The organism is Rathayibacter sp. PhB1 (genome assembly GCF_004362935.1).
Classification (GTDB): domain Bacteria; phylum Actinomycetota; class Actinomycetes; order Actinomycetales; family Microbacteriaceae; genus Rathayibacter; species Rathayibacter festucae.
This window is the reverse complement of record NZ_SNYD01000005.1, coordinates 512,984-537,516: the sequence shown is the minus strand read 5'-3', so window position 1 is coordinate 537,516 and position 24,533 is coordinate 512,984. Positions and strand designations below refer to the sequence as shown.

Sequence of the window (24,533 nt, the reverse complement as noted above, 5' to 3'; positions counted from 1 at the left end):
CGCGCTAGGCTCCGGCGGGACGGAAGGGGGGGGTCCGGCGTGACCGAGTCGACGAGTGGCGCGTTCTGGGTGGTCGTGCCCTTCTACGACGAGGAGAAGCTGCTCGGCGGCGCCCTCGACGCCCTCGCCGACCAGACCGATCCCGGCTTCACCCTGCTGCTCGTCGACAACGGCAGCACCGACCGCTCCCGCGCGGTGATCGACGCCTTCCGGGCCCGGCGGCCCGACCGCCCGGTCCTCGTGATCGACGAGCCGCAGAAGGGCACCGGAGCCGCCTCGGACACCGGCTTCCGCCACGCCGTCGCGCACGGCGCCGCGACGGTCGCGCGCACCGACGCGGACTGCCTGCCCGCCCCGGACTGGGTGGCGCGGCTGAAGGCCGACGTCGCCGACGGCGCCCGCTTCGTCGGCGGCCGGCTCGTGCCCCGCACCGACGAGCCGGTCTACCGCTGGTACGACGGCGTGATCGGCACCGCGATGATCCGTCTGATGGAGCACGCCCCGGGGATCTTCTACCGCCGGCCCGGCCAGCGCTACCGGATGTTCATGGCGGCCGGCTCGAACCTGGCGATCGACGCCGCGCTCTACCTCGAGGTCGGCGGCTTCCCGCGCTCGAGCATCGACGACACCGACGAGGACCTGGAGCTGCACCTGAAGGTCTGCCGGGTGATCCCGCGCTCGCAGGCGCGGCTCGATCGGAAGGCCGTGGTGCGGATGTCGATCCGCAAGGGCAAGGCGCTCGGCTACCTCGGGATCCTGCTCTGGTACTGGGGCCGCAAGCGCTGGGGCCGCGCGGGCGTCGCGGAGGTCGTCGATGTCCGCTGACGCGCGGGAGTCCGCTGACGCCCGGGAGTCCACTGAGCAGCCCGCGCCCCGCCGCGTCCTGATCACCGGTGCGACCGGCTTCCTCGGCGGCCACGCGGTCGCCGAGTTCCTGGCCGCCGGCGACGAGGTGATCGCGACCGGCCGGAACGCCGACGCGCTCGCCCGCCTGCGCGCGACGGGCGCCGAGACGATCGCGGCCGACCTCGCCGAGCTCGCGACGCGCGACGTCCGCGCCGACGTGCTCGTGCACGCCGCCGCCCTCTCCAGCCCCTGGGGCCGCTGGCGCGAGTTCCACGCGGCGAACGTCGCGGGCACCGCGGCGATGATCGACCTCGCCGAGCGCTGCGGGATCCGCCGCCTCGTCTTCGTCTCCTCGCCGAGCATCTACTCGGCCCGGCGCCACCGGCTCGGCATCCGCGAGGAGGACGTCGACACCCGCAGCCGGATGAGCCTCTACATCCGCAGCAAGATCGCCGCCGAGCGGCTGCTGCAGGAGGCGCACGCCGCCGGCCGGATCCCGGAGCTGGTGATCCTGCGCCCGCGCGGGCTGATCGGCGTCGGCGACCCGAGCCTCATCCCCCGCTTCGTCGCCGCGAGCCGGCGCCGCGGCGTCCCGCTCTTCGACGGCGGCCGGAACCCGGTCGACATCACCTGCGTCGAGAATGCGGCCCTCGCGCTCCGCCTCGCCGCGGACGCCCCGGTGGCGACCGGCGGCGTCTACAACATCACCAACGGCGAGCCGGCCCCGCTCGGCGAGCTGCTGGACCGCTTCTTCGCCGCGATGGGCGAGAAGCCGCGCTACCTCACCGTGGACCTGCGGGTGCTCAGCGCGGTCGCGGCCGTCCTCGAGCGCGTGTACGCGGCGCTCCCCGGCGGCGCGGAGCCGCCGTTCACCCGCTACACGGTCGCCACCCTCGCCTACGCGCAGACCCTCGACATCTCGCGGGCGCGCGCCGAGCTCGGCTACGCGCCGCGCGTGCCGCTCGCGGAGGGCCTACGGAGGGTCGGCGAGCACTACCGGAGGACCGCATGAGCGAGCACGGGCCGGCTCTCCAGGTCTTCGCCTGCGGCGAGACGAGCTTCCCGCTCTCCCGCGTCTTCCGCGGCGGGAGCCCCGCGCGGCGCACCTTCCCCTCCGCCGCCTTCCTCTACACGCACCCGAGCGGGCGGCGCGTGCTCTTCGACACCGGCTACCCGCCGACCCTGCGCGGGACGGGCACCGTCGGCGCGCTCTACCGGCGAATCCTCCCGGCCCGGGTCGGCGCCGACGAGACGATCGACCGGCGGCTCGCGGCCGTCGGCCTCGCGCCGTCCGACATCGACACGGTCGTGCTCTCGCACCTGCACCCCGACCACGTCGGGGGCCTCCGCTGGTTCCCGGACGCGACGCTCGTGCTCTCGCGCGGCCAGCTCGAGACGATCGAGCGGAGCCGGATCACCGACGGCGTCTTCGCGGCGCTGATCCCGGCCCGGGCGGACACGGCGACGCTCGTCGACGACCAGCCGGTGGCGACGACTCCCAGCGGGGTCGCCGGCTACGACCTCTTCGGCGACGGCCGCTTCGTGATCACCCCGCTGCCCGGGCACGCGAGCGGCCACCTCGGCGCGCTGGTCGAGGGCCGCGTGCTGCTGGCCGGCGACGCGGCCTGGGGCCGCGAGTTCCTGACCTGGTCGGACCGGCTGCGCTTCCTCCCCCGGCTGATCAGCCACGACGCGGAGGCGCACCACCGGACGTCGCGCGAGCTGGAGCGCCTCGAGGCCGCCGGGCTGACTCTGTGCTTCAGTCACGACCACTACCCGGAGCGCGTGCTGCTGGCCTGAGCCGGCTGCACCGGCCCGCTCAGCTCGCGAACTCCTCCGGGCGGTCGTGCTCGGCCAGCGAGAGCCGGACCCGCTCGATGTCGGCGTCCGACGGCAGCTCCGAGGTGACCGCGGCGATCGCCGTGCCGACGTCGACGCGGCTGGCCGGCAGCCCGCCCTCGGCGGCCAGGCGCGTCGCGACCTCGGCGACCTCCTCGTCGGAGAGCCGGCGGCGCAGCAGCGCGATCAGCGGCACGAAGTCCTGCTCGGGCAGCCCGGCGGGGTAGCCGGCGCGGAGCCAGCGGACGACGCGCGTGACGAGTCCGGCGCGCTCCGAGGCCGGGCGCTCCGGCTCGGCGAGCTCCTCCGGGCGGGCGAGCGGCCAGCCCGCGCTCGCGAGCCGTGCCGACACCCGGACGAGGTCCTCGGGCAGCGCGGGTCCGAGGAGCGTCTCCTCGATGCGCTGCCGCATCCTCGCGGCGGAGAACTCCTCGCCGGCCGCGTCGGCGCGCACCGCGTCGGACAGCAGCTGGCGGACGACCTGCTCCAGCTCGTCGCGGGTCAGGCTGCGCTGGAGGAGGCCGAGCAGCGGGACGTAGTCGGTCTCCGGCACTCCGGAGGGGTAGCCCGCGCGGAGCCAGCTGACCACCCGAGCGACGACGCCGTCCGCGGGAGCGGGAGCCGCCGCGTCGGGCGCCGCCGGGTCGGTCGCCGCCACGGTCAGCCCTTGGGGACGAACGTCGGGAAGACGTGCTCGAAGCTCACGGCCTGGCCGAGGCCGGTCGCGATGATGATGCTCAGGCCCACCGCCACGGCGGCGACCACGATCACGAAGCAGAGCACGCCGAGCGCGCGGAGCAGCGGCGCCGGAAGGCCGGGAGCCTGCGCGGTCGAGGCCGCGGTTCCACTGGCTCCGTCACCGCCGGCGAGGGCGAACGAGCGGACGCCGACGGCGAAGAGCACGGGCAGGCCCGCGCCGAGGAGCACGGCGATGAGCGCCACCTGGCCGGCGGCACTGAAGAAGAGGGAGAGCACGGGTCGGTCCTTTCGAGTCGGTACGGAGGGATCCGGGCTAGACGCCGGCGGTCTGCTTCGCCGCGGAGCCCGCGTCCGACCACTCGTCGTTGACGTTGTGCGCGCCGATGCTGTCGCGGCGCGAGCGGACGTAGATGAAGATCGCGACGGCGACGAGGACGGCGGTCATCAGGACGCCGCCGCCGGCTCCGCCGACCAGGTGGCCGATCCACCACATCACGGCGCCCATCAGTGCGGCGGCGGGGAGCGTGATCACCCAGGCGGTCACCATCCGCAGCGCGACGCGCCAGCGGACCTGCGCGCCGGGGCGGCCGACGCCGGAGCCGAGGATCGAGCCGGTCGCGACGTGCGTGGTCGAGAGGGCGAAGCCGAGGTGGCTGGAGGCGAGGATGACCGCTGCGGAGGCGCTCTCGGCGGCCATGCCCTGCGGGGTGTCGATCTCGACGAGGCCCTTGCCGACGGTGCGGATGATCCGCCAGCCGCCGATGTAGGTGCCGAGCGAGATGGCGAGCGCGCAGCTGAGCTTGACCCAGAAGGGGACGGACTCGGTGTCGCTCCAGCCGCCCGCGGCGATCAGCGCCAGCGTGATGACGCCCATGGTCTTCTGCGCGTCGTTGGTGCCGTGCGCGAGCGAGACGAGCGAGGCGCTGCCGATCTGGCCGATCCGGAAGCCGCGGTGGATGCGGCGGTCGGCGAGGTTCCCGATCACGCGGAAGACGAGCCAGGTGCCGATCGCGGCGACCGCGCCGGCGAGCACCGGCGACATCAGCGCGGGCAGGATCACCTTGCCGACGACGCCGTCGAGCTTCGAGCCGTCACCGGCCCAGTTGACGCCGTTGAGGCCGAGGCCGGCGAGCGCCGAGCCGATCAGGCCGCCGAAGAGGGCGTGCGACGAGCTGGAGGGCAGACCGAGCAGCCAGGTGAGGAGGTTCCAGACGATGCCGCCGATGAGGCCGGCGAGCACGATCAGCAGGAGCGCCGAGCCGCCGCCCTCGAGCAGCGCCGGGTCGGGCGCGCCGGTGGAGTCCTGGATCTTGACGACCGCGTTGGTGACGGTCAGCGCCACCTCGATGCTGAGGAATGCGCCGACGAGATTGAGGACGGCGGAGAGCGTGACGGCCACCTTCGGCTTCAACGCGCCGGTCGCGATGGACGTGGCCATCGCGTTCGCCGTGTCGTGGAAGCCGTTGGTGAAATCGAACGCCAGAGCGGTGACGATGACGAGCGCGAGAAGGATGAAGGGATCCACGGAGGAGATCCTCCCGCCCGCGCAGGCCGCTCGGAAGGGTTCGCCGGGGCGTTCACCGGCTGTTCACCTCTCCGAGCGGCGCGCCGGGCTACCCTGTGCATTCTTTCAGGGTAGGGGCGTCCCGCGGGGCTCGCTCAGTTCGAGGAGTGCGGCAGCGGCGGCGTGAGGTCCGGCACGTGCTCGGGGTCGGCGTCGGGCTCGGGCTGCTCCTCGGCCTGCTGACCCTGGGCCTGCTCCTCGGGAGCCTGCTCCTGGTCCTGCTCGTCGTGCGCCGCGCTCGGCAGCGGCGGCGTGAAGTCGGGCGTGACCGACGGGTCGGCCGCGCCGACGGCGATGTGCTCGCGCTCGACCACGTGCTTGGGTGCGGAGGGCGCGCTGCGCTTCTCGGCCTGGGCGGCCTTCTTCGCCGCCTTCTCCTGCCGGCGCTTGAGCGTGTCGGTCTGCTCGGCGAGCTTGCGAGCCTTCTTGCGCAGCTTCTTGCTGGAGTCGCGGACGGCGTCGTGGGCCGCGCGGACCGACTTCTCCGCCTTCGCCAGGGCCTTCTTCGCGCGCTTCTGCGCGGCCTTGTCGTCGGTCTTCTGCGACGACTTCTTCGAATCGGACTTCTTCTTCTGCGCCATGCCGGCTCCTCACACTCGTCGACCCGATCGGTCGTGGGTCCACCGTAGCGAGCGGGCACCGCACGGGGCCTGGGCAGAACGGCCGGCCGGGGAGTACAACTGCCGCATGACCGATGCGATCTCCCCGCGCGACTTCCGCGCCGCCCCCGGCACCGCCGACTGGCGGGTCGTCGGCGACGGCGCCCGCGCCTACTTCCGCACCGGCGATCACGGGGCCGGCTCCTTCGCCGCGGGGGCCGCCCTGGTCGCCGCGATCGCGGCCCTCGCCGAGCAGGCCGGCCACCACCCCGACGTCGATCTGCGCTACGGCGGCGTCGGCGTGCGCCTGATCAGCCACGACGTCGGCGACATCAGCGAGCGCGACCTGGCCCTCGCCCGCGAGATCTCGGCCACCGCCCGCGCGCTCGGCCTCCCCGCCGAGCCGGCCGCGGTGCAGAGCCTGCAGATCGCGATCGACGCCGTCGACGTCGCCGCGGTCCGCGCCTTCTGGCGGGCCGTGCTCGGCTACTCCCCCGTCGAGGACGCCGACCTCGCCGACCCGCGCGCCCTCGGCCCGAACCTCTGGATCCAGCAGATCGAGGGCCCGCGCCCCGAGCGCAACACGATCCACCTCGACCTCTACCTGCCGCGCGACGTCGTCGACACCCGCCTCGCCGCGGCCCTCGCCGCCGGCGGGCGCGTCGTCGACGACTCGAACGCGCCGGAGTGGTGGACCCTCGCCGACCCGGAGGGCAACGAGGTCGATCTCGCGCCCTGGCGGGACGACAGCGAGTGGAGCGCCTGAGGCCGTGACCCGGCGAGCCTGGTGAGGCAGGCTGGAGTCATGGTCTTCACTCCCAACCACGGCGGCTACTCCGGCAGGCACGGGCTGCGCCGCCCGATGCGCGGCCCCAAGCGCGACCGCTGGATGTGGTGGCGCCTCGGCTCCGGCGTCGCCGCGACCGTCGCCGGACTGATCGCCCTGCTGGTCTTCACGAGCGGCCGGTACTGATCGTGTCGCGCGAGAGGGTCACGGGCATCGGCGGCTTCTTCTTCGCCGCGCGCGATCCGGAGGCGCTGGCCCGCTGGTACGCCGAGCACCTCGGCATCGACGAGGTGCCGACCGAGTACGGCGCCCCGTCGTGGCGCCAGGACGCCGGCACCACCGTCCTCGCCCCGATGCCGGCCGGCTCCGAGCCGCTCGGCCCCGCCGGCTGGACCCTGAACCTCCGCGTCCGCTCGCTCGACGCGCTCGTCGCCCAGCTCCGCGCCGCGGGCATCACCGTGCAGATCGACCCCGAGATCTACCCCAACGGCCGCTTCGCCGACCTGGACGACCCCGAGGGCAACCGCCTCCAGCTCTGGCAGCCGGCGGGCGCGGACGCGTAGCGTCTCGCAGTCGCAGGTGCGTCAGGCGCGGTCGTGGAGGGTGATCAGGTAGCCGTCCGGGTCGGCGAAGGTGAAGGTCAGGCCGAAGGGGCCCTCGGCGGGGGCCGACGCGATCGGGACGCCGGCGGCGGCGAGGGAGTCGTGCAGGGCGGCGACCTCGGTGGCGTGCAGCCAGAGGGCGACGCCGCGGCCGGGCTCGGCGGGGAGCTCGGTGCCGGGAAGAACGTCCCTGATGGCGAAGGGGATCGGCGCCGTGTCGAAGACGACGGCGTGCGGCGGGCCGGGGCGGCGGGAGAGGCCGAGGCGGGTCTCGTAGAACTCGGCGGAGCGCTCGAGGTCGCGGACCTGGAGGGAGAGGAAGTCGGGGCCGGTGATCGCCATGGGAGCGCCTTTCGTCGGGGTGGGTGTCAGTTTCCTTACATGGAGCGTATGTCAGAATAATGACATGAGTCAACAGGGCGAGAGCACGGCACGGATCGAGTTGGACACCTCCGTCGGCTACGTGCTGAAGGAGGCGTCGAGCGCCCTGCGCGTCGCGATGGAGGCGGCGCTGCGGCCGCTCGGGATCACGGTCACCGCCTACTCCTGCCTGGAGCTGCTGGCGCACCGGCCGGGGCTGTCCAGCTCCGAGCTGGCGCGGGGCGCGTTCGTGACCCGGCAGTCGATGCACGTGCTGCTGCAGTCGCTCGAGCGCGACGGTCATCTGATCCGGGCCGAGACAGCGCCGAGCGGCCGGGCGCTGCCGATCCGGCTCACGACCTCCGGCGAGGAGCTCCTCGGCGAGGCGAGCGCGGCCGTCCGGGCGGTCGAGGAGCGCATGCTGACGGGGCTGGACGGGGCGCGGATCCGCGAGCTGCACGCCCTGCTCCGCCACTGCGCGGAGGCGCTCGCCTGAGCCCGAGACGTCAATACCGTGCACCGCTCGGCATTCTCTCAGTGGCGTTCCGGAGCTACGCAGGTACTCTGGAGGGTCGCCGCGCGGTCCCCTGAGCCCCGGCTGACACCCCCCTGAGCACCACCTGCTGGGCGCCGCTGAGCGCTCCGCCGCCCCGACCCGCCCTGCCGCGCCCCCGTTCCCCCGCGGCGAACGACCCGGAAACCACGACTGCATGCACCACTCCGACCACGCCCCGGCCCCCGTCTCCGCCGCGACCGCGCAGGCCCTCCCGACCCGCCGGCAGCTGCGCGAGCAGCGCGAGGCCGAGCAGGTCGCCGCGCGCAGCGTCGCCCGCACCGCCGCCGCCCGCACCGCCGCCGCGCGCAGCACGGCCCGGAGCACCGCCGTCCGCCGCCCCTCGACGCGCCGCGTGTCCGCCTTCGCCGCGATGACCTTCGTGGTCGGCCTGGCCGTCACCTCGACGATGCCCGCCTTCGCCGTCGGCGACACCCCGGAGTCCGCCGTCGCGACCGACACCGCGAACGCCGTCGCCGCGGCCCGCCCGCAGAGCTTCGTCGCCGCGGGCGTCGTGCAGCAGAGCGTCACCCGCGACGCCTTCGCCGCCGAGGCCAAGCCCGAGGTCCTCGTGCCCACCGCCTCCCTCGACGCGATCACCGCCGGCGCGGGCGAGTCGACCGCCGCGGCCGCCGGGGTCTCCGGCACCTGGGTGCTCCCGATCGCCGGCCACATCAGCAGCAGCTACGGCCCCCGCCCGGACCAGCCGGTCGCCGGCGTGAACCTCTTCCACAAGGGCACCGACCTCGCCGGCGCCTGCGGGACCCCCGTCCTCGCGGCCGCGAGCGGCACCGTCGAGGAGGCGGCCTACTCCGGCAGCTACGGCAACTGGATCCTGCTCGACAACGGCGGCGGCATCGAGACCGGCTACGCGCACAACACCGACCTGCTCGTCGACGTCGGCGACACCGTCGTCGCGGGCGAGGTCATCGCGACCCGCGGCTCGACCGGCGCCTCGACGGGCTGCCACCTGCACTTCGAGACCCGCGTCGACGGCGAGGCGGTCGACGCCGTGCCGTTCATGGCCGCGCTGGGCGTGCCCCTGGGCTAGCGCCGAGCCGGAGCCTCTGGATCAGCCCAGCGGCACGGTGCGCGGGCCGGTCGAGACCGCGCCGGACCAGTGGGCGTCGGCGGGGTCGGTCGTCACGGTGATGCGCGCGTCCTGGTCGACGGCGATCTCCATCGAGCCGGTGTTGCCGCCGCCGTTGCTCGTCGTCCGGGTGGTGCCCGGGTCGTAGACGCAGGACGAGCCGGTGGTCATCAGGCCCTCGACCTCGACGGTCACCTCGGCGTCGGCGCTGTCGCAGACGACCGAGACGGTCACGTGCAGCGGCTCGCCGGTGAGGCGCACGGTCTGCGGCTCGACTGCGCCGGTCTCGTCGACCCACTCGACGGCGGCGGTCGCCCCCTCCGGCAGCCGGACGGGCCCGATCGGGCGGTCGCCCGGCGAGGCCGAGGCCGAGGCGGTCGAGGAGGCCGCGGGCGCCTCCGAGACGGTCGGCGTCGCCTCCGCTCCGCTCTCCGCCGGGGCGGTGCAGGCGGCCAGCGCCAGCCCGGTGAGGGCCAGCGCGGCCCCCGTCGTCATCGTTCTTCTCCTGCTCTTCACGGCTCCCCCTGCTCGTGTCGGCGGTCGTGTCGGTCCCTCCGGTCTACCCGAGGCGGTCGCCGAGCGGGACGGTCTCTGCGGCGGTTGCCAGGGACGCGGAGCACCGGACGCGGCGGTTCCGGGCATCGGATCCACGGAGCCCGCACCCAGATTCCCGAGTATTACTAGGTATATAGTGCACCTATGGATATCAGCAGCACCCGCTTCACCGATCGCGTCGTCCTCATCACCGGCGGCGGCTCCGGCCTCGGCCGCGCCACCGCCGTCCGCCTCGCCGCGGAGGGCGCGAAGCTCGCCCTCGTCGACGTCTCCGAGCAGGGCCTCGCCGCGACCGTCGAGGCGCTCCCCGAGGGCACCGAGTCGCTCACCGTGATCGCGGACGTGTCGAAGGCGTCCGACGTCGACGACTACGTCGCGCAGACCCTCGCGCGCTTCGGCCGCATCGACGGCTTCTTCAACAACGCCGGCATCGAGGGCCGCCAGAACCTCACCGAGGACTTCACCGCCGACGAGTTCGACAAGGTCGTCGCGATCAACCTCCGCGGCGTGTTCCTCGGCCTCGAGAAGGTGCTCAAGGTGATGCGCGAGCAGGGCTCGGGCATGGTCGTCAACACCGCGAGCGTCGGCGGCATCACCGGCATCGGCAATCAGTCCGGCTACGCGGCCGCGAAGCACGGCGTCGTCGGCCTCACCCGCAACTCCGGCATCGAGTACGGGCAGTACGGCATCCGCATCAACGCGATCGCCCCAGGCGCCATCTGGACGCCCATGGTCGAGAACTCCATGAAGCAGCTCGACGCCGAGAACCCGCGCAAGGCCGCCGAGGAGTTCATCCAGGTGAACCCGACCAAGCGCTACGGCGAGGCCGCCGAGATCGCCTCGGTCGTCGCCTTCCTGCTCTCGGACGACGCCTCCTACATCAACGCGGTCGTGCTGCCGATCGACGGCGGGCAGTCGATCAAGTACTGAGCCCTCACCTCGAAGCCGTCGCGGCGCGAGAGGATGGTCGGATGAACCCCACCGGGCGCCTCCGCGCCGCGCGCGACACCCTGCTCGAGCACCGCACCGACGCGGCGGCCGCCACGGACGCCTTCCGCTGGCCGGACGTCGGCCCGCACTTCAACTGGGCCGTCGACTGGTTCGACGAGATCGCCATCGGCAACGAGAAGACCGCCCTCTGGATCGTCGAGGAGGACGGCTCCGAGACGAAGGTCTCCTTCGACGAGATGCGCTGGCGCTCCGACGAGGTCGCCGCCTGGCTGCACTCCGTCGGCGTCGAGCAGGGCGACCACGTGATGCTCATGCTCGGCAACCGGCTCGAGCTGTGGGAGTCGATGCTCGCGATCATGAAGCTCGGCGCGGTCATCCTGCCCACCACGACGCTCCTCTCCCCCGCGGACCTCGCCGACCGGCTCGAGCGCGGCGAGGTCGCGCACGTGATCGCGGACGCGACCGAAACCGCGAAGTTCGAGGGCCTCACGGAGGACGTCGGACTGATCGCGGTCGGCGGCGCGGCGGGCGTGCCGGACGGCTGGCTCGACTACGCCGACTCGATCGAAGCCCCCGGCATCGCCCCGAGGGTCGTCGTCGACAGCACCGACGCCTGCCTGATCTACTTCACCTCGGGGACCACCTCGAAGCCGAAGATGGTCGTGCACACCCACGAGTCCTACCCGGTCGGGCACCTCAGCACGATGTACTGGCTCGGCGTGCAGCCGGGCGACGTGCACTCGGCGATCAGCTCACCCGGCTGGGGCAAGCACGCGTGGAGCTGCTTCTTCGCGCCGTGGAACGCCGAGGCGACGGTGTTCGTCTACAACTACTCCCGGTTCTCGCCGGTCGCGCTGCGCGAGCAGCTGGACCGCGCGGGGGTCACCACCTTCTGCGCGCCGCCGACGGTCTGGCGGATGCTGATCCAGTCCGATCTCGGCGCCCGCCCGCGCGCGCTCACCGAGATCCTCTCGGCCGGCGAGCCGCTGAACCCCGAGGTGATCGCGACGGTCGAGCGCGACTGGGGCCTCACCATCCGCGACGGCTACGGCCAGACCGAGACCACGGCGATCATCGCCAACCCGCCCGGCGGCGAGGTCGTCTCCGGAGCGATGGGCCGGCCGCTGCCGGGCGTCGCGATCGCGCTGATCGACCCGGTCACCGGCGAGTCCTCCTCCACCGGCGAGATCTGCCTCGACCTGTCCACCGAGCCGGTCAACCTGATGTCCGGCTATCTCGGCGACGACGAGCGCACCTCGCGCGCGCGTGCCGACGGCTACTTCCACACCGGCGACGTCGCCGTCCGCGCCGTCGACGGCACCATCACCTTCCTCGGCCGCACCGACGACATCTTCAAGTCGTCCGACTTCAAGATCTCGCCCTTCGAGGTCGAGAGCGTGCTGCTGCAGCACCCGGCCGTCGCCGAGTCCGCGGTCGTCCCGGCGCCCGACCCGACCCGGCACAGCGTGGTCAAGGCCTACGTCGCTCTGGCGGACGGCTGGGAGCCGACCGCCGAGACCGCCGCGGCGATCTTCCGCCACACCGACGAGCTGCTCTCCTCCTTCGAGCGGGTGCGCCGGATCGAGTTCCACGAGCTGCCCAAGACCATCTCGGGCAAGATCCGCCGCGTCGAGCTGCGCGAGCGCGAGGAGCAGGCCTTCGCCCGCGGCGAGGAGCTCGCGGCGGAGTGGCGGAGCGACCGGCTCTAGCGACGCCGTCCCGGCCGGCCGCTCCTAGAGCTTCCGGGCGACGATCTCGCCGTGGTCGCGGACGCCCGGGCTCGTGCGCGCCGCCGCCGCGACGACCTCGAAGCCCGCGTCCGCGACGGCGGTGCGCATGCTCTCGAGCGGGTGGAACCAGGCCGGCAGGACCGCGTGCGCGAACTCCCGCTGCGGGGCGCCCACGAAGAAGCCGATCAGCAGTGCGCCGCCGGGCCGCAGCGCGCGGGCGAAGCCGCCGAGGACCTCGGGCAGCTCGGCGGGCGGGAGATGGATGAGCGAGTACCAGGCGAGGATCCCGCCGAGCGATCCGTCGGCGCCCGGCTCGCGCAGGGTGCCCGTCCGGAACGGGACGCCGGGGAAGCGCCGTCGTGCGACCGCGACGAACTCCGGCACGAGGTCGACGCCCTCCGCCTCGAGACCGCGCTGCCGAAGGAACGCGGTCCAGTGGCCGGGACCGCAGCCCGCGTCGAGGACCGGACCGGTCAGGCCGGCGGCCCAGGCGTCGATCAGCGCGCGGTCGCGCGGGTCGGCGTCGTCGACGGAGCCGAGCAGGGCGGTGTACTCGTCCGCTCGGACGCCGTAGGCGTCGCGCACTTCCGGCTCGGTCACGAATCCGCCTCGGTCATGAAGCGCCTCGGTCACGAGTCACCCGTCGGACGGCGGCGCTGCTGCTTCGTGGCGGAGCGCTGCTGCTTGCTCGCGAGGTGGCGGCGGCCGGAGCCGCGGGTGGGGCGGGTCGGCCGGCGCGGAGCGGCGGGCGGGGCGAGGGCCGCGGCGACGAGGTCGCGGAGGGTCGTGAGGGCGACCTCGCGGTTGCGCAGCTGCGAGCGCTCCTGCGAGACCGTGACGGTGATCGCTCCGGAGACCAGGCGCTGGGCGAGCCGCTGGAGGAGGCGCTCCCGCTGGTCGTCCGTGAGCGCGGCGGACTCCGCGACGCTCCAGGTGAGCTGCACGCGGCTGTCGGAGGTGTTGACGTGCTGCCCGCCCGGGCCGGAGGAGCGGGAGAACCGCCACTGCAGCTCGGACGCGGGGATCGTCAGGCGCGCGGACACCTCGAGATCCGCACCCACCTCGACAGCCATGCGGCAAGCCTGGCACGCCGAGCGCCGTCAGGCCGAGGGCGGACGTCCCCCGCCCGCGCCGCCGCCGCCGCCGCCCGAGGGCACCGACCCGCCGGTCGGCTCCGTCGTCGTGTCGACGCGGACCGTGAGGGCGAAACGGTAGCCGGAGGTGGCGTCGCCGGTCGCGGTCGGCAGCTGCAGCTCGCCGCCGTCGTCGCCGAAGACGTTGTCGTCGTCGAGGCTCACCTGGGCGAGGTTCTCGCTCGAGCCCTCGTATCCGCTGAGCGCGTAGACCGCGGTGCAGGCGTCCTCGGGGACGGCCAGCTGCGAGGTCGCGATCGCGTTGCCGGAGTCGCTGATCGAGTAGACGTCGGGGTAGACCTCGAAGTGGATGTGCGGCCAGCGGCCGGAGTAGCAGGCCGGGAAGATCGAGGTGTAAGTGACCTCGCCGTTCGCGTCGGCGACCTGCACGCCGCGGAGATAGGTCTCCTCGGTGATGCCGTCGGAGTACATCGAGTAGCCGCCGGACGCGTCGCAGTGCCAGACGTAGACGGCGGCGTTCTCGAACGGGACGCCGCCGTTCGCGGTGTCGAGGATCGTCAGGGTGAAGGCGAGCGGCAGGCCGGCCGCGGTGGCGCCGCCGTCGATGCTCGAGCGGATGTCGCTGCGGACGATGCCGGAGTCGCTCAGCACGTCGGGGCCGTTCGAGCCGTCGCCGGGATAGGGACCGGCGGTCTCGTCGGGGATCTCGCCGGTGGTCGCGGCGGCGCTGCTGCTCGCGCTGCTCGTCGCGGTTCCGGAGGCGCTGCCCGCGACGGCCGAGCACGCGGCCAGCGCCGTGGTGGCGGCGCCGACCCCGATCAGGCCGAGCACGCGGCGCCGATCGAGCATCCGGCGGCTCAGCAGGGTGCCGACGTCGAAGGAGAGGCCCTGGTCGACGACCTCGTCGTCGGGGCGGACGAGGGCGCGGCCCTCGTAGCGGAGGCCGTCGGGGGTGCGGTCGGGCTCGGGGATGCGGGACATCGGGGGATCCTTGTCACTCGGGGGCTCGGGGAACCCCAGAGTGACCGGCGCGGCAGGCGGGACCCTTTGCGTCGCCTATGAGCCTCCGATGTCAGGAGCCGCTGGTGTCCCGGCGCGACCGCCGCCAGAAGGCCTTGAGCCGGTCGACCTGCCGGTCGGTCCACGCGTTCGACAGCGCGAAGGCCGCGGCGGCGGGATCGCCTCCGCTGCTGATCCGCTGGATCGCCTCGAGCGCCTGCTGGGCGGGGTCGCGGTCGTCGGGGACTTCGGGATCGTGACGCGACTCGGTCACGATGCGCTCTCCGGGTACGGCGTGCTCGCCGCCGGCCAGTCCGAGGCCAGCAGCTCGCCGCGCAGCCGGTGGTACTGCTGCACGGCGCTGAGCGAGTCGGTGCGGAACGCGATCGCGACGGCGGCGTCGCGCCAGTAGCCGTCCCAGCCGCTGTACTGCGCGAAGACGCGGGAGCCGATGCTCTCCAGCAGCTCCCAGGCCCGGTCGGCGGTCACGTAGCCGGCGACGTAGGCGTAGCGGATCGCTCCGATCGTGCGCTCGGCGTCGCCGGCGAGCAGCAGCACGGGCGGCCGGCCGCCGACCGGCTGCGCGCGCTCGAGCAGGTGGAACTCGCTCTCGCCGGTGAGAGCGGCGATCCGGGAGCGCATCCGCTCGGCGTCCTCCGAGGCAGAGACCTCGGCGAAGCGCGTCGACAGCGGACCGCGGGCGAGGACGTCGGCGACGAACAGCTCGACGTCCTCCGCCGAGGCGATGCGGAAGTCGCGGTCGAGCGCGCCGCGCTGCTCGGCGAGCGCCGGCATCGGCAGCTCCGGCCAGGGCGAGCCCTTGGCGCCGTCGGCGTAGCGGGCGCGCAGCTCGGCGGGCAGCTCGGCCCAGGTGGGCTGGAAGGCGAGCGAGGAGTTCCAGCCGCCGAAGGAGAAGTCGCTGACGGCGTCGAGGGCGAGCAGCTGCTGCTGGCGCAGGGTCGGCGCGGGCGTCCGCGCCTCGGCGCGGTAGGCGAGCTGCTGCCGGCGGGGCGCTCCGGCGTCGCGGATCTGGAAGGCGATCGACGCGAGGGCCAGCCCGAGGACGAGGCCGATTCCGAACGTGAAGATCGGCAGTCCGGTGCTGCCGTCCGCGCTCGCGAGGCCGAGCACGAAGCCGACGATCCCGAGCGGAGCGGCGACGGCCGTGACCAGCAGTGCGCGGCGGCCGATCCCGCCGCCGGGGGCGCGCCGGTGGGCGTCCGCGACGCGCGCGTAGCGCAGGCGCGAGCGCACGGGGAACTCGACGTCTCCCGGGTGATTCTGCAGCGGCACGATCGGCAGCCTAGACGGGCAGCGAGGACGCCGCGCGTGTGGTTGCCTGGGGGCATGAAGCTTGCCGAAGCACTCCTCGAGCGGGCCGATCTGCAGAAGCGGATCGAGGCCCTCCAGTCGCGGATCGTCGCGAACGCCTCCTACCAGGAGGGCGAGGAGCCGACGGAGGACCCGTCGGAGCTGCTGGCCGAGTGCCTGCGCGCGCTGGACGCGCTGGAGCGGCTGGTGACCGCGGTCAATCTGACGAACACGGCGGCGACCACGCCCGACGGCGTGCGGCTGACCGCGGCGCTCGCCCGGCGCGAGGCGCTCAGGTCGCAGCACAGCATCGTCGTGCGCGCGGCCGACGCGGCGGCGGGCGACCGCGGCTACCGACAGCTGCGCAGCGAGCTGCGGCGGCTGCCGGCGCTGCCGGTGCGCGAGCTGCGCGCGCGGGCCGACGTGCTCGCCCGTGAGCTGCGCGACCTCGACGCGGCGATCCAGCGCACCAACTGGGAGGTCGATCTGCTGCAGGAGTGAGCCGGAGCGCCCTGCGGGGCGCGGTCGGGCGGTGAGTCGGTAGGCGCACCGGAGCGAGCACACACCGTCGGGCCGGCGGTCAATCCGGCCCACTGTCACGCGGTGGGCAGCGTACGGCTTCGGCCATCACTCACAGCCCAGCACCGACGACCGGTGACCGCGCAGACAGGACATCTCATCACCACGTGCTGGCCGGGGCGCCGAGGGCGGGTTCGGGGACCTCACCGCCTGTCCTGCGTCAGCTCGCGCAGCCGGGCCGCGAAGAAGGCGAGCGAGCGGTCGACCTCGGGCAGCGCGGGCGTGCGGTTGAGGTGGCCGTGCGGCATGCCCTGCGCGAGGTAGCCGGTCGCGGCGACGCCCGCCTCCGCGAGCTGCCGCAGCAGGAGCTCGGCCGAGCCGCGGAGCTCGTCGAACTCGTTGACGAGGACCGAGGTCGGCGGCAGTCCGTGCAGCGGCGCCGCGCCGGGGAGCGCGTGCGGGGGCAGGTCGGAGATCCGGCCGACGTAGGTGCGGACCATGTCCTCGATGCCCGCGGTCGGGAAACGCAGCAGCGGCGGGAGCGGCAGCAGCTCGCGGATCACGGCGTCGTCGAGCGCCGGGTTGGGGAAGTGCGCGAACGGGTAGGCGAGCAGCACGTGGTCCGGGAGGCGGGTGCCGGCGTCGCGCTCGCGGAGCGTCGCGGCGAGCGCCAGGGCGGCGCCGGCGCTGGCCCCGCCGATGGCGACGGGCAGCGCGTCGGGGGTCTCGGCGCGGAGGTGGCGCCAGGTGGCCTGCACGTCGTCGAGTGGGACGGGGAAGCGGACGTCGGCGCTCGCGAGGCGGTAGCCGACCGAGACGACGCGACTGCCGGCGCGGGCGGCGAGCTCGGCGGAGACGACGTGCGACTCGCGCATCTCGAGGTCGCCGGCCTGGAAGCCGCCGCCGTGCACCCAGAGCAGGGCGGAGGTGGCGGGCTCTGCAGGCGCGTAGACCCGGAGCGGGATCGGGCCGTGCGGGCCGTCGATCGCGGCGTCGGAGACGGTGACGCCCTCGGGGAGCGACCACGGGCCGGGGTCCTCCTCGAACTCGGCGACCTTCGCCGCTTGCGCCGCGTCGAGCGGGTAGGCGACTCCGTCGAGCAACGGCAGGCGGGCGGCGAGGTAGGGATCGAGCGGCAACGGTGCCTCCTGGGTGGGTGCGGGGTACGGAGAACACGGTAGTCAGCGCTCTGCCGGGCGGTGGATCTCGATACGCCCTCTGCGAGGGCTACTCGATCAGCATGAATCGCCCCCGCGGCGCCGACCATTCAGGGAAGGCGCGAACGCGCTGGAGAGCATGGGCGGGCGCGCTCGTTCCATGCTGGTCGAGTAGCGCGCAGCGCGTATCGAGACCCGCCCTCTGCAGAACGGTGGATCTCGATACGCCCTCTGCGAGGGCTACTCGATCAGCATGGATCGCTCCAGCCCGGTGTGCGCTGGGCGGAGCATGCTGGTCGAGCAGCGCGCAGCGCGTATCGAGACCCGCGTCCGTCAGAACGGGGGCGGGACGTCCTCGAAGCGGGGGCCCGGCGGCGCTCCGGCCAGGGCGGGCGGGCGGATCGTGACGGTGCGGCCGGTCGGGGTGGTCCAGACGATGCTGCCGTCCTTGCGGGGGACGTAGGTCCAGCGGTCACCGTGGCGGACGTGGTGGTGGCTCACGCACAGCGAGACGAGGTTCTCGAGCGATGTCTCGCCGCCGTTGCGCCACTCGATCGTGTGGTCCGCCTCCGACCTCGATGCGGAGCGGGTGCAGCCCGGGAAGCGGCAGGTCTGGTCTCGGAGCTGCAGATGCAGGCGCATCTGCGGGGGCGGGACCCGGTAGGTGCGGCCGACGGAGACGACTGCGCGGGTGTCCGGATCCGTGAGGACGCGGGTGAAGGAGGCGCCGGTCTCGACCAGCGCGCGGGCGAGGTCGGCCGGGATGAGGCCGTACCCGTCGAGGTCGGCTGGTGCGTCATCGAGTCCCGCGGCGGTCGACGCGGCGAGGGTGAGCCGCACCTCGGCTCGGATCCCGGGACGTACGACTCGGACACGCGAGGACCGTCGCTCGCGGGAGTGGTGCCGGCGATGTCGCCGTCGCGCAGCAGATCGGTGAGGGCATCGGCCCTCAGCTGAGCCAGGGTGCGCTCGTCGCCGCCCTCCCGGAGGGAGCGGGCGATGCGGTCGAGACGATCCCCGATGCCCATCGCGTCCGGTGCGGGGAGGAGCGCGCAGAGGGTGGCCATCCCGTCGATCTCGGGCGAGATCCACACGGCGCGGTCCTGGCGGGCGCGGGCGTGGCGCTGAGCGAACGGCTCCTCGTGCAGCTCGTCGCGGAGCCGGGCGACGATCCGCCTGAGCTGCGTCGGCGTCACGTCCGGCGCGACGCCCGCGGCGCGCTCGTCGAAGGCGGCGCGAGAGGCGGCGGGCAGGGTCGCGGCGGTCGCACAGATCACCTCGCTCGACTCCCAGAGGAGGCGTCCCTCCGCCACCGCGGCGCGGGTGCACGGCAGCGCCTCGACCAGCAGGATCGCGTGATCGATCACCTTCGACGCCGCCCGCTCCGACAGGCGCAGCGCGACCGCGAACTGCGCCCGGATCGACCGCTCGACGAGGCTGCTCGCCTCGCTCCGGGACAGGCCGCCGCCCCGCGCGAACTCCTCGGGAGCGGTGAGCGCCGTGCGGTACGCCAGATGAACGGCCTCGGCCCGCGTGAGCAGGAACCGCGCCGACGTGACACCGAGATCGGCGGCGACGCCGAGCACCGCGCCGACCGCGGCGACCGGCCCGTTCGGTTCCTCCGCGCTGCTCGCGCTGCTGATGTCATCCATACGGGTATCGAAGCAGGGACCGCCGACACCCGCGGGGCGGTGTCGATCAGCCCGAAGACAACTCCGCGAAAGAGCTCCTGTGGAGGAGCGACGGCGGCGGCTCAGGCGCCTCAGCGCGCAGGCGCCGCGCGCTCGAGGAGGAGGACCCCGTCCAGGAGGACCGTGTCCTCGCCGTCGGGTCCGGTGGCCGTCCGCTCGCGGGTCTCGACGAGCCGGGGCGTCCACTCGGCCGGATCGAGGGCGAGGGCGGCGAGCTCCTCCTCGGGCGAGGCGAGGACGGGTCCGCCCTCGTGCCGGTGCGAGTGCGCGGACCAGGGCGGCGCGGCGGCGTGCGAGACGACCGCGAGGACTCCGCCGGGCGCCACGAGCTCGGCGGCGCGGCGCAGGATGGGGATCCGCGGCAGCTCCACCATCGAGTGCAGGAAGCTCGACGCGACCAGGTCGAAGACGCCCTCGACCGGCCAGTCGGCGCCGAGATCCGCCTGGCGGACGTCGATCACGAGACCCCGGGCGAGCGCCTCGGCCCGGGCGCGCTCGAGCGCGGTCTCGGAGAGGTCGAGGCCGGTGACGGTCCAGCCCTGCGCCGCCAGCCAGAGGACGTCGCCGCCCTCGCCGCAGCCCAGGTCGAGGGCGCGGCCGGGAGTCAGGGCGCCGACGAGCTCGACGAGGGTCGCGTTCGGCCGGCCCGACCAGACGCGGTCGGAGTCGGAGTAGCGCGCCTCCCAGTGCTCGCGGGCGGTCCCGGGTCCGGTGCCGGGCTCGGCGCCGTGCTCGGTGTCGTGCTCGTGCTCGCTGCTCATGTCGTTCCCTCCGGCGAGCGCGGCGCGGGCGTCCGGCTCCGCTCGAGGATGCCGGACCGCGCGCTCCGGAGCCAGCCGTCGTGCCGCTTCGGCACGGGCTCCTCCCCAGGCGCCGAGTGCGTGGCTCTCTCCACCGATCTCCGCGACCCCTTCCGCGACACCGCGGACGCCGATTAGCGTCGGCGGCATGAGCCTGAGCTTCGAAGAGATCATCGTCGACTGCACCGACTTCCGCGCCCTGGGGCACTGGTGGCAGGAGGCGCTCGGCTGGGACATCGTCGACGAGGACGACGAGGGGATCGAGCTGCTGCCCGCGTCCGGCCGCGGCCCGAGCCTCCTCTTCCTCGACGTCCCGGAGCGGAAGACCGTGAAGAACCGCCTGCACCTCGACTTCGTGCCCGACGATCAGGCCGCGGAGGTCGACCGGCTGATCGCGCTGGGCGCCACCCGGATCGACGTCGGCCAGGGCGAGCAGTCGTGGGTGGTGCTCGCGGATCCGGAGGGGAACGAGTTCTGCATCCTCTCCGCGCGCGAGTGACGGAGGGCGAGGATGCGTATGTATCGATAACCGTCTGAGAATGTCAAGGGTAGAACGATCGTTCTCGACACCCCTAGCATCGGCTTCGACGCGAGCCCGGCCCGGCCGCGCAGAGACGAGGAGAGACCCGTGAGCGCGAACGCCCTGCCCTCGAAGGCCCAGCCCGCGAGCGCCCTGCCCGCGACGGCCCAGCCCACGAGAGCGGAGAAGGCGCAGTCTCCCGCGCTGAACCGCACCGCCGGCCTCTACGCCTACGCCTACCGGCTCACGCTCTCGGAGTCGATGGCCACCGCCGCCCTGCACCAGGCCGCGGTCACCCTCCGCTCGGGATCACCGCGGGTGGCCGACGAGCAGTCGGCCCTCGAGATCGCACGGACGGAGATCGGCCGTCACAGCGTCGGCCGCCGCGCCGCGCTCGTTCCGGCGTCCGCTCCGGTCGGGCTCCGCGAGGACGACCTGCTCCGCTCCGCGTTCCACCGCCGCCTGCACGGCCTGCCCGCCCTCGAGCGCCAGTGCTGGCTGCTGCGCCACACCGGCGGGCACGACGTCGCGGTGATCGCCGACCTCCTCGAGATCAGCGCCGAGCAGGTGCGCTCGGCCCTCGGCAGCGCAGCGGCGATCCTCGTCGCGGGCGAGCTCGCCGACGCCGGCGCGGAGGACGCCGAGTCCACCGCCCTCTGACACGCGGATAGCAGCGGCGGGTGCGGGAGAGGAGGAGCCCGAGGGACGCCGGGTCCAGCCGGCGGCGCCCCTCAGGCGTCTGAGACCGCGCGGGCGGCGCTCCCTCGGGAGGCGTCCGGGCGGAGGTTCGGGGTCAGTCCAGGTAGTCGATGTCGTCCCACGGCTCCTGCAGGTCGCCGGTGTCGCGGTCGTCGTCGGGGACCTGGACCTCTTCGAAGATCACCGGCACGCCGGAGGAGATCAGCACACTGACCTGGCGGTTGCCGACCACGACGAAGTCGATGAGCCCGCCGCCGGCCTGGGTCGCGCGGGTCGCGGACTCCTTGAGATCGTCGACGTCCGTCCCCTGGGAGAGTCCGTAGGTCTTGCCCTCGATGGTGACGGTGGTTCGGATCATCTGGCGCGCCTGCTCCTCGACTCGGGAGCCCTCACCCTACGAATCGCGCCGAAGTGCAGCCAGGCCTTGCGGAGGAGGCGGCGGACTGCCACGCGCGCTCGCGGACTCAACGCGGGACACGCGCGGAACGGCCCCGCTCACGCTCTCCCCGCTCGCGTCAACGGGGGTCACGGCGGGCCGGGCGGACCGTAGCGTGGCCGACGCACGATCCGAACACCCGCGGGAGCAGGACCGACCGCGGAACGAGCACTGAGGAGGATCCCATGACGGACAAGAGCACCCCCGACACCGAGCCGGTCGAGCCCGACGAGGTCGACCCCGAGACGGCGACCGACCCCGAGGGCGACCCGGTCGAGAACCCGTCCGGCTGAGCCGGGCGCGCGCCGCACGGCGCAGAGAAGGCTGAGAGCGCCGGACCCCCTGCTAGTCGGGGATCCGGCGCTCTCAGCCTGTGTTCTGCGGGTGCCGCGGTGCTGTCATCACGGCACCCGCCGGCCGGGAGGGGGAGGCTCGGCTCCCCCTCTCAGCGACAGCGCCGCGTCGAGGCGATCAGCTGCGGTTGCGGCGTCGTGCTCGTCGCTGCTGGAGCAGCAGCAGTGCGCCGCCACCCAGGGCGAGGAACGCGAGCGACAGACCCGCACCGGTCTCGACTCCGGTCGAGGCGAGTCCGCTGGTCGGCGGCGTCCCGGACTTCGCCGGGATCACCGGCGGGGTGGAGGCCCGGGGCGTGGGCTGGACCGTGGGCGTCGGGGTCGGCGTGGGCGTCGGGGTCGGCGTGGGCGTCGGGGTCGGCGTGGGCGTCACGACGGGCGGCGTCGTCGGCGGAGTCGTCGGCGGGGTCGTCGGCGAGGTCGTCGGCGGGGTCGTCGGCGGAGTCGTCGGCGGAGTCGTCGGCGGCGTAGTCGGAGGCGTCGTCGGCGGCGTCGTCGGAGGCGTCGTCGGCGGCGTCGTCGTCGGCGGAGTCGTCGGCGGGGTCGTGGGCGGCGTCGTCGGCGGGGTCGTCGGCGGGGTCGTCGGCGGGGTCGTCGGCGGGGTCGTCGGCGGGGTCGTCGGCGGCGTCGTCGGCGGCGTCGTCGGCGGCGTCGTCGGCGGCGTCGTGGGCGGCGTGGTCGGCGTGGTCGGAGGCGTCGTGGGCGGCGTCGTCGGAGGCGTCGTGGGCGGCGTCGTCGGAGGCGTCGTCGGCGGAGTCGTCGGAGGCGTCGTCGGCGGAGTCGTCGGAGGCGTCGTCGGCGGAGTCGTCGGAGGCGTCGTCGGCGGAGTCGTCGGCGGCGTCGTCGGCGGAGTCGTGGGCGGCGTCGTCGGCGGCGTCGTCGGCGGGGTCGTCGGCGGGGTCGTCGGCGGGGTGGTCGGCGGGGTGGTCGGCGGGGTGGTCGGCGGAGTCGTGGGCGGCGTGGTCGGCGGCGTGGTGGGCGGAGTCGTGGGCGGCGTGGTCGGCGGCGTGGTGGGCGGCGTCGTGGGCGGCGTGGTCGGCGGCGTGGTGGGCGGCGTGGTCGGCGGGGTCGTGGGCGGCGTAGTCGGAGGCGTCGTCGGCGGGGTAGTCGGAGGCGCCGTGGTCGGCGCGGTCGTCGGCGGGGCGGTGGTCGCCGGGGTGCAGGAGGACGAGACGAAGGTGTCGTCGTCGAGGGTCACGGCGCCGTTGCGGGCGAGGGCGCGGCCGTCGACGGTGACCGCGTTGGTCACGGTGATCGAGGTCAGCGCGAGGATCGAGCCCGCGAAGTCGGAGGAGGTGCCGAGGGTCGCGGAGCTGCCGACCTGCCAGAAGACGTTGCAGGCCTGCGCGCCGTTGATCAGCTCGATCCGGCTCCCGGAGCCCGTGATGAGCGTCGAGGCGGCCTTGAAGACGAAGACGGCGCCGTTCGCGCCCTCGGCGTCGAGGGTCACGGTGCCCGTGACTCCGATCGGGCCGGAGGCGGTGTAGACGCCGGGAGTGAAGGTGCGGCCGACGAGGTCGCCGGCGACGGACTCGGTGGTGGCCTGCGAGGTCAGCTGGTCGTAGGCCTTGACCAGGTCGGACTGTGCGCCGATCGCGTCGGCGTCCGCGGCGTGGGTCTCTCCGAGCACCTCGCCGGGCGGGAAGCCGGTGATCGCGGTGCCGGGGCTCACGCCGAGGTCGAGCGGCAGGAGCGTGTCGCCGGTGTTGGTGACGGTCGACCCGCCGAGGACCGAGAAGTTCCCGGCCCTCCCGAGGGTCGGCGCCGTGGCCGCCTGAGCGGCGGTGGCGGAGAGGAGCCCCGCGGACAGGAGCAGGATCCCGGTCGATGCCGCGATCCCCACCTTCCAGCGGGCCCGGTCTCGTCGAACGTGGGAAGGAGTTCCGTGCGGCATCGTTGCGCAGCGTTCCGCCCACGACAGCGTGGGCTCGTGACACCCGAGGTGAGTGGAGTCGAACCGTAGCCCCGGGCCTGAGCAGGAGTACAGATCGCGATCGCCGGTCCGGCGCGGATCCCCCGGGAATCCGGGCGCGGATCGACGGAATGACACCCCAAGGGGGGACCCGGGACCGACGCACCGGTGTCCCCGTCGTCGGGACGACGGACGCTTGCCCAGCCCCTCCGCGAGTGGGACGGTGGGCCGCAGCCGCCGACGCAGAGGAGCGCACCGTGGGAAGCATCGACATCGATCTGTTCAGCACGCTCGACGGGGTCGCGCAGGCACCCGGCGGACCGGAGGAGGATCCGAGCGGCGGCTTCGCGTTCGGCGGCTGGCAGGCACCGCTGGTCGACGAGACGGTCGGCGAGCAGGTCCTGGACGGGATGGCCGGCATGGACGCGCTGCTGCTCGGCCGGCGCACCTACGAGATCTTCGCGGGCTACTGGCCGCAGCAGCGCGGGCCGATCGCGGAGCTGTTCGATCGGATCCCGAAGTACGTCGCCTCCCGTGGCACCCCGCCACTCCCCTGGTCCGGCTCGGTGCAGCTCGGCGCCGATCTGCCGGCCGCCGTCCGCGAGGTGCGCGAGCGCCACTCCGCCGTGCACGTGATCGGCAGCCTCGACCTGGTGCAGACGCTGCTCGCGGAGCAGCTCTTCGACCGGCTCACCCTGTGGCTGCACCCGATCCTGCTCGGCTCCGGCAAGCCGGTCTTCGGCGGCGGTGCCGTGCCCACGAACCTGCGGCTCGACGGGCCGGCCGTCACCTCGCCGCGCGGAGTCGTGCGCCTGCAGTACCTGCGGGTCGACGGGACGCCCGGCACCGGGACGATGGGGCCCTGAG

Annotated in this window: 30 protein-coding genes; 14 read left to right on the top strand and 16 right to left on the bottom strand. The window is 74.0% G+C overall.

The features are described from left to right. Nucleotides 1-39: 39 nt before the first annotated feature. The 3 genes from EDF17_RS15545 to EDF17_RS15535 are packed head-to-tail and all read left to right on the top strand — an operon-like array spanning nt 40 to nt 2,646. Complete coding sequence (locus EDF17_RS15545; RefSeq protein WP_166649705.1) at nt 40-825, top strand: glycosyltransferase family 2 protein; 786 nt, start codon at nt 40-42, stop codon at nt 823-825. Next, nucleotides 815-1,858, top strand: coding sequence for an NAD(P)-dependent oxidoreductase (locus tag EDF17_RS15540; RefSeq protein ID WP_123447505.1), 1,044 nt, complete (start codon nt 815-817; stop codon nt 1,856-1,858). Before EDF17_RS15545 ends, EDF17_RS15540 begins: the two co-directional genes overlap by 11 nt. After that, complete coding sequence (locus EDF17_RS15535) at nt 1,855-2,646, top strand: MBL fold metallo-hydrolase (protein ID WP_123447504.1); 792 nt, start codon at nt 1,855-1,857, stop codon at nt 2,644-2,646. Before EDF17_RS15540 ends, EDF17_RS15535 begins: the two co-directional genes overlap by 4 nt. Before the next feature lie 19 nt (nt 2,647-2,665). Here EDF17_RS15535 and EDF17_RS15530 read toward each other — a convergent pair whose 3' ends face one another. The 4 genes from EDF17_RS15530 to EDF17_RS15515 form a co-directional block, all read right to left on the bottom strand. Then, on the bottom strand, nt 2,666-3,343 hold the full coding sequence (locus EDF17_RS15530; protein WP_127888116.1) for a DUF3349 domain-containing protein: 678 nt from the start codon (nt 3,341-3,343) through the stop codon (nt 2,666-2,668). Between the two features lie 2 nt (nt 3,344-3,345). Then, on the bottom strand, nt 3,346-3,660 hold the full coding sequence (locus tag EDF17_RS15525; RefSeq protein WP_123447502.1) for a hypothetical protein: 315 nt from the start codon (nt 3,658-3,660) through the stop codon (nt 3,346-3,348). A gap of 37 nt (nt 3,661-3,697) precedes the next feature. After that, on the bottom strand, nt 3,698-4,909 hold the full coding sequence (locus EDF17_RS15520; RefSeq protein ID WP_123447501.1) for an inorganic phosphate transporter: 1,212 nt from the start codon (nt 4,907-4,909) through the stop codon (nt 3,698-3,700). Between the two features lie 134 nt (nt 4,910-5,043). Then, nucleotides 5,044-5,529: a hypothetical protein gene (locus tag EDF17_RS15515; protein ID WP_123447500.1), complete on the bottom strand. Its 486-nt coding sequence runs from the start codon at nt 5,527-5,529 to the stop codon at nt 5,044-5,046. Nucleotides 5,530-5,635: 106 nt separating this feature from the next. On the opposite strand from EDF17_RS15515, the gene EDF17_RS15510 reads away from it, so the two are divergent. Genes EDF17_RS15510 through EDF17_RS15505 form a run of 3 tightly spaced genes read left to right on the top strand, consistent with a single transcriptional unit; the run spans nt 5,636 to nt 6,897 of the window. Next, nucleotides 5,636-6,313 (top strand): VOC family protein, encoded by a 678-nt coding sequence (locus tag EDF17_RS15510; RefSeq protein WP_123447499.1) that lies wholly within the window; start codon nt 5,636-5,638, stop codon nt 6,311-6,313. A 39-nt stretch (nt 6,314-6,352) separates the two neighbouring features. Then, nucleotides 6,353-6,520, top strand: a complete 168-nt coding sequence (locus EDF17_RS19960) for a hypothetical protein (RefSeq protein ID WP_164874583.1) — start codon at nt 6,353-6,355, stop codon at nt 6,518-6,520. 2 nt (nt 6,521-6,522) lie between these two features. Beyond that, nucleotides 6,523-6,897, top strand: a complete 375-nt coding sequence (locus EDF17_RS15505) for a VOC family protein (protein WP_123447498.1) — start codon at nt 6,523-6,525, stop codon at nt 6,895-6,897. 21 nt (nt 6,898-6,918) lie between these two features. Here EDF17_RS15505 and EDF17_RS15500 read toward each other — a convergent pair whose 3' ends face one another. Continuing rightward, nucleotides 6,919-7,278 (bottom strand): VOC family protein, encoded by a 360-nt coding sequence (locus EDF17_RS15500; RefSeq protein WP_123447497.1) that lies wholly within the window; start codon nt 7,276-7,278, stop codon nt 6,919-6,921. Between the two features lie 64 nt (nt 7,279-7,342). On the opposite strand from EDF17_RS15500, the gene EDF17_RS15495 reads away from it, so the two are divergent. Together EDF17_RS15495 and EDF17_RS15490 are read left to right on the top strand one after the other, a co-directional pair. Next, the gene (locus EDF17_RS15495; protein WP_123447496.1) at nt 7,343-7,792 is read left to right on the top strand and encodes a MarR family transcriptional regulator; all 450 of its coding nucleotides are present in this window, start codon (nt 7,343-7,345) and stop codon (nt 7,790-7,792) included. Between the two features lie 214 nt (nt 7,793-8,006). Then, nucleotides 8,007-8,900: a M23 family metallopeptidase gene (locus EDF17_RS15490; protein ID WP_123447495.1), complete on the top strand. Its 894-nt coding sequence runs from the start codon at nt 8,007-8,009 to the stop codon at nt 8,898-8,900. Nucleotides 8,901-8,921: 21 nt separating this feature from the next. Here EDF17_RS15490 and EDF17_RS15485 read toward each other — a convergent pair whose 3' ends face one another. Beyond that, on the bottom strand, nt 8,922-9,434 hold the full coding sequence (locus EDF17_RS15485; RefSeq protein ID WP_123447494.1) for a hypothetical protein: 513 nt from the start codon (nt 9,432-9,434) through the stop codon (nt 8,922-8,924). A gap of 204 nt (nt 9,435-9,638) precedes the next feature. Here EDF17_RS15485 and EDF17_RS15480 point away from each other — a divergent pair, with 204 nt between their 5' ends. Both EDF17_RS15480 and EDF17_RS15475 read left to right on the top strand, forming a co-directional pair. After that, on the top strand, nt 9,639-10,424 hold the full coding sequence (locus EDF17_RS15480; RefSeq protein ID WP_123447493.1) for a glucose 1-dehydrogenase: 786 nt from the start codon (nt 9,639-9,641) through the stop codon (nt 10,422-10,424). 41 nt (nt 10,425-10,465) lie between these two features. Then, nucleotides 10,466-12,154 carry an AMP-binding protein gene (locus EDF17_RS15475; protein WP_123447492.1) on the top strand — a complete coding sequence of 563 codons (1,689 nt, stop codon included), beginning with the start codon at nt 10,466-10,468 and terminating at the stop codon, nt 12,152-12,154. A gap of 24 nt (nt 12,155-12,178) precedes the next feature. Here the strand turns inward: EDF17_RS15475 and EDF17_RS15470 are convergent, their stop codons facing one another. The 5 genes from EDF17_RS15470 to EDF17_RS15450 all read right to left on the bottom strand — a co-directional run bounded on the left by EDF17_RS15470 (nt 12,179) and on the right by EDF17_RS15450 (nt 15,561). Next, the gene (locus EDF17_RS15470) at nt 12,179-12,775 is read right to left on the bottom strand and encodes a class I SAM-dependent methyltransferase (RefSeq protein WP_123447491.1); all 597 of its coding nucleotides are present in this window, start codon (nt 12,773-12,775) and stop codon (nt 12,179-12,181) included. A 29-nt stretch (nt 12,776-12,804) separates the two neighbouring features. Further along, on the bottom strand, nt 12,805-13,248 hold the full coding sequence (arfB, locus tag EDF17_RS15465) for an alternative ribosome rescue aminoacyl-tRNA hydrolase ArfB (protein ID WP_123447490.1): 444 nt from the start codon (nt 13,246-13,248) through the stop codon (nt 12,805-12,807). 27 nt (nt 13,249-13,275) lie between these two features. Next, nucleotides 13,276-14,250 carry an intradiol ring-cleavage dioxygenase gene (locus EDF17_RS15460; RefSeq protein ID WP_123447489.1) on the bottom strand — a complete coding sequence of 325 codons (975 nt, stop codon included), beginning with the start codon at nt 14,248-14,250 and terminating at the stop codon, nt 13,276-13,278. Nucleotides 14,251-14,341: 91 nt separating this feature from the next. Beyond that, a complete protein-coding gene (locus EDF17_RS15455; protein WP_123447488.1) occupies nt 14,342-14,542 on the bottom strand; it encodes a hypothetical protein in 201 nt (66 codons plus the stop codon). Beyond that, nucleotides 14,539-15,561 (bottom strand): DUF1266 domain-containing protein, encoded by a 1,023-nt coding sequence (locus EDF17_RS15450; protein ID WP_123447487.1) that lies wholly within the window; start codon nt 15,559-15,561, stop codon nt 14,539-14,541. Before EDF17_RS15450 ends, EDF17_RS15455 begins: the two co-directional genes overlap by 4 nt. Nucleotides 15,562-15,615: 54 nt before the next feature. Between EDF17_RS15450 and EDF17_RS15445 the strand changes: the two genes are divergently transcribed. Continuing rightward, on the top strand, nt 15,616-16,080 hold the full coding sequence (locus tag EDF17_RS15445; RefSeq protein WP_123447486.1) for a DIP1984 family protein: 465 nt from the start codon (nt 15,616-15,618) through the stop codon (nt 16,078-16,080). A gap of 221 nt (nt 16,081-16,301) precedes the next feature. Here EDF17_RS15445 and EDF17_RS15440 read toward each other — a convergent pair whose 3' ends face one another. From EDF17_RS15440 to EDF17_RS15425, 3 genes are all read right to left on the bottom strand, one after another. Further along, a complete protein-coding gene (locus tag EDF17_RS15440) occupies nt 16,302-17,237 on the bottom strand; it encodes an alpha/beta hydrolase (RefSeq protein WP_123447485.1) in 936 nt (311 codons plus the stop codon). Between the two features lie 351 nt (nt 17,238-17,588). Further along, a complete protein-coding gene (locus tag EDF17_RS20360; RefSeq protein WP_243732916.1) occupies nt 17,589-18,095 on the bottom strand; it encodes an HNH endonuclease signature motif containing protein in 507 nt (168 codons plus the stop codon). Between the two features lie 922 nt (nt 18,096-19,017). After that, nucleotides 19,018-19,707, bottom strand: coding sequence for a class I SAM-dependent methyltransferase (locus tag EDF17_RS15425; RefSeq protein WP_123447482.1), 690 nt, complete (start codon nt 19,705-19,707; stop codon nt 19,018-19,020). Nucleotides 19,708-19,894: 187 nt separating this feature from the next. Between EDF17_RS15425 and EDF17_RS15420 the strand changes: the two genes are divergently transcribed. Both EDF17_RS15420 and EDF17_RS15415 read left to right on the top strand, forming a co-directional pair. Next, nucleotides 19,895-20,245: a VOC family protein gene (locus EDF17_RS15420; protein ID WP_123447481.1), complete on the top strand. Its 351-nt coding sequence runs from the start codon at nt 19,895-19,897 to the stop codon at nt 20,243-20,245. Nucleotides 20,246-20,374: 129 nt separating this feature from the next. Then, entirely contained in the window at nt 20,375-20,926 is a 552-nt protein-coding gene (locus EDF17_RS15415; RefSeq protein WP_123447480.1) for a sigma-70 family RNA polymerase sigma factor, read from the top strand. A gap of 133 nt (nt 20,927-21,059) precedes the next feature. Here the strand turns inward: EDF17_RS15415 and EDF17_RS15410 are convergent, their stop codons facing one another. Beyond that, nucleotides 21,060-21,323, bottom strand: a complete 264-nt coding sequence (locus EDF17_RS15410; protein WP_123447479.1) for a hypothetical protein — start codon at nt 21,321-21,323, stop codon at nt 21,060-21,062. 549 nt (nt 21,324-21,872) lie between these two features. Then, complete coding sequence (locus EDF17_RS15405; RefSeq protein WP_243732915.1) at nt 21,873-23,597, bottom strand: ice-binding family protein; 1,725 nt, start codon at nt 23,595-23,597, stop codon at nt 21,873-21,875. A gap of 326 nt (nt 23,598-23,923) precedes the next feature. On the opposite strand from EDF17_RS15405, the gene EDF17_RS15400 reads away from it, so the two are divergent. Continuing rightward, nucleotides 23,924-24,532, top strand: a complete 609-nt coding sequence (locus tag EDF17_RS15400; RefSeq protein WP_123447477.1) for a dihydrofolate reductase family protein — start codon at nt 23,924-23,926, stop codon at nt 24,530-24,532. Nucleotide 24,533 lies beyond the last annotated feature (1 nt).

Excerpts from the sequence above, each read along its gene's own strand:
- EDF17_RS15540 (WP_123447505.1), top strand. The coding sequence starts at position 815 with ATGTCCGCTGACGCGCGGGAGTCCGCTGACGCCCGGGAGTCCACTGAG.
- EDF17_RS15535 (WP_123447504.1), top strand. The coding sequence starts at position 1,855 with ATGAGCGAGCACGGGCCGGCTCTCCAGGTCTTCGCCTGCGGCGAGACG.
- EDF17_RS15515 (WP_123447500.1), bottom strand. The coding sequence starts at position 5,529 with ATGGCGCAGAAGAAGAAGTCCGATTCGAAGAAGTCGTCGCAGAAGACC.
- EDF17_RS15510 (WP_123447499.1), top strand. The coding sequence starts at position 5,636 with ATGACCGATGCGATCTCCCCGCGCGACTTCCGCGCCGCCCCCGGCACC.
- EDF17_RS19960 (WP_164874583.1), top strand. The coding sequence starts at position 6,353 with ATGGTCTTCACTCCCAACCACGGCGGCTACTCCGGCAGGCACGGGCTG.
- EDF17_RS15500 (WP_123447497.1), bottom strand. The coding sequence starts at position 7,278 with ATGGCGATCACCGGCCCCGACTTCCTCTCCCTCCAGGTCCGCGACCTC.
- EDF17_RS15495 (WP_123447496.1), top strand. The coding sequence starts at position 7,343 with ATGAGTCAACAGGGCGAGAGCACGGCACGGATCGAGTTGGACACCTCC.
- EDF17_RS15490 (WP_123447495.1), top strand. The coding sequence starts at position 8,007 with ATGCACCACTCCGACCACGCCCCGGCCCCCGTCTCCGCCGCGACCGCG.
- EDF17_RS15485 (WP_123447494.1), bottom strand. The coding sequence starts at position 9,434 with ATGACGACGGGGGCCGCGCTGGCCCTCACCGGGCTGGCGCTGGCCGCC.
- EDF17_RS15480 (WP_123447493.1), top strand. The coding sequence starts at position 9,639 with ATGGATATCAGCAGCACCCGCTTCACCGATCGCGTCGTCCTCATCACC.
- EDF17_RS15475 (WP_123447492.1), top strand. The coding sequence starts at position 10,466 with ATGAACCCCACCGGGCGCCTCCGCGCCGCGCGCGACACCCTGCTCGAG.
- arfB (WP_123447490.1), bottom strand. The coding sequence starts at position 13,248 with ATGGCTGTCGAGGTGGGTGCGGATCTCGAGGTGTCCGCGCGCCTGACG.
- EDF17_RS15460 (WP_123447489.1), bottom strand. The coding sequence starts at position 14,250 with ATGTCCCGCATCCCCGAGCCCGACCGCACCCCCGACGGCCTCCGCTAC.
- EDF17_RS15445 (WP_123447486.1), top strand. The coding sequence starts at position 15,616 with ATGAAGCTTGCCGAAGCACTCCTCGAGCGGGCCGATCTGCAGAAGCGG.
- EDF17_RS15425 (WP_123447482.1), bottom strand. The coding sequence starts at position 19,707 with ATGAGCAGCGAGCACGAGCACGACACCGAGCACGGCGCCGAGCCCGGC.
- EDF17_RS15420 (WP_123447481.1), top strand. The coding sequence starts at position 19,895 with ATGAGCCTGAGCTTCGAAGAGATCATCGTCGACTGCACCGACTTCCGC.
- EDF17_RS15410 (WP_123447479.1), bottom strand. The coding sequence starts at position 21,323 with ATGATCCGAACCACCGTCACCATCGAGGGCAAGACCTACGGACTCTCC.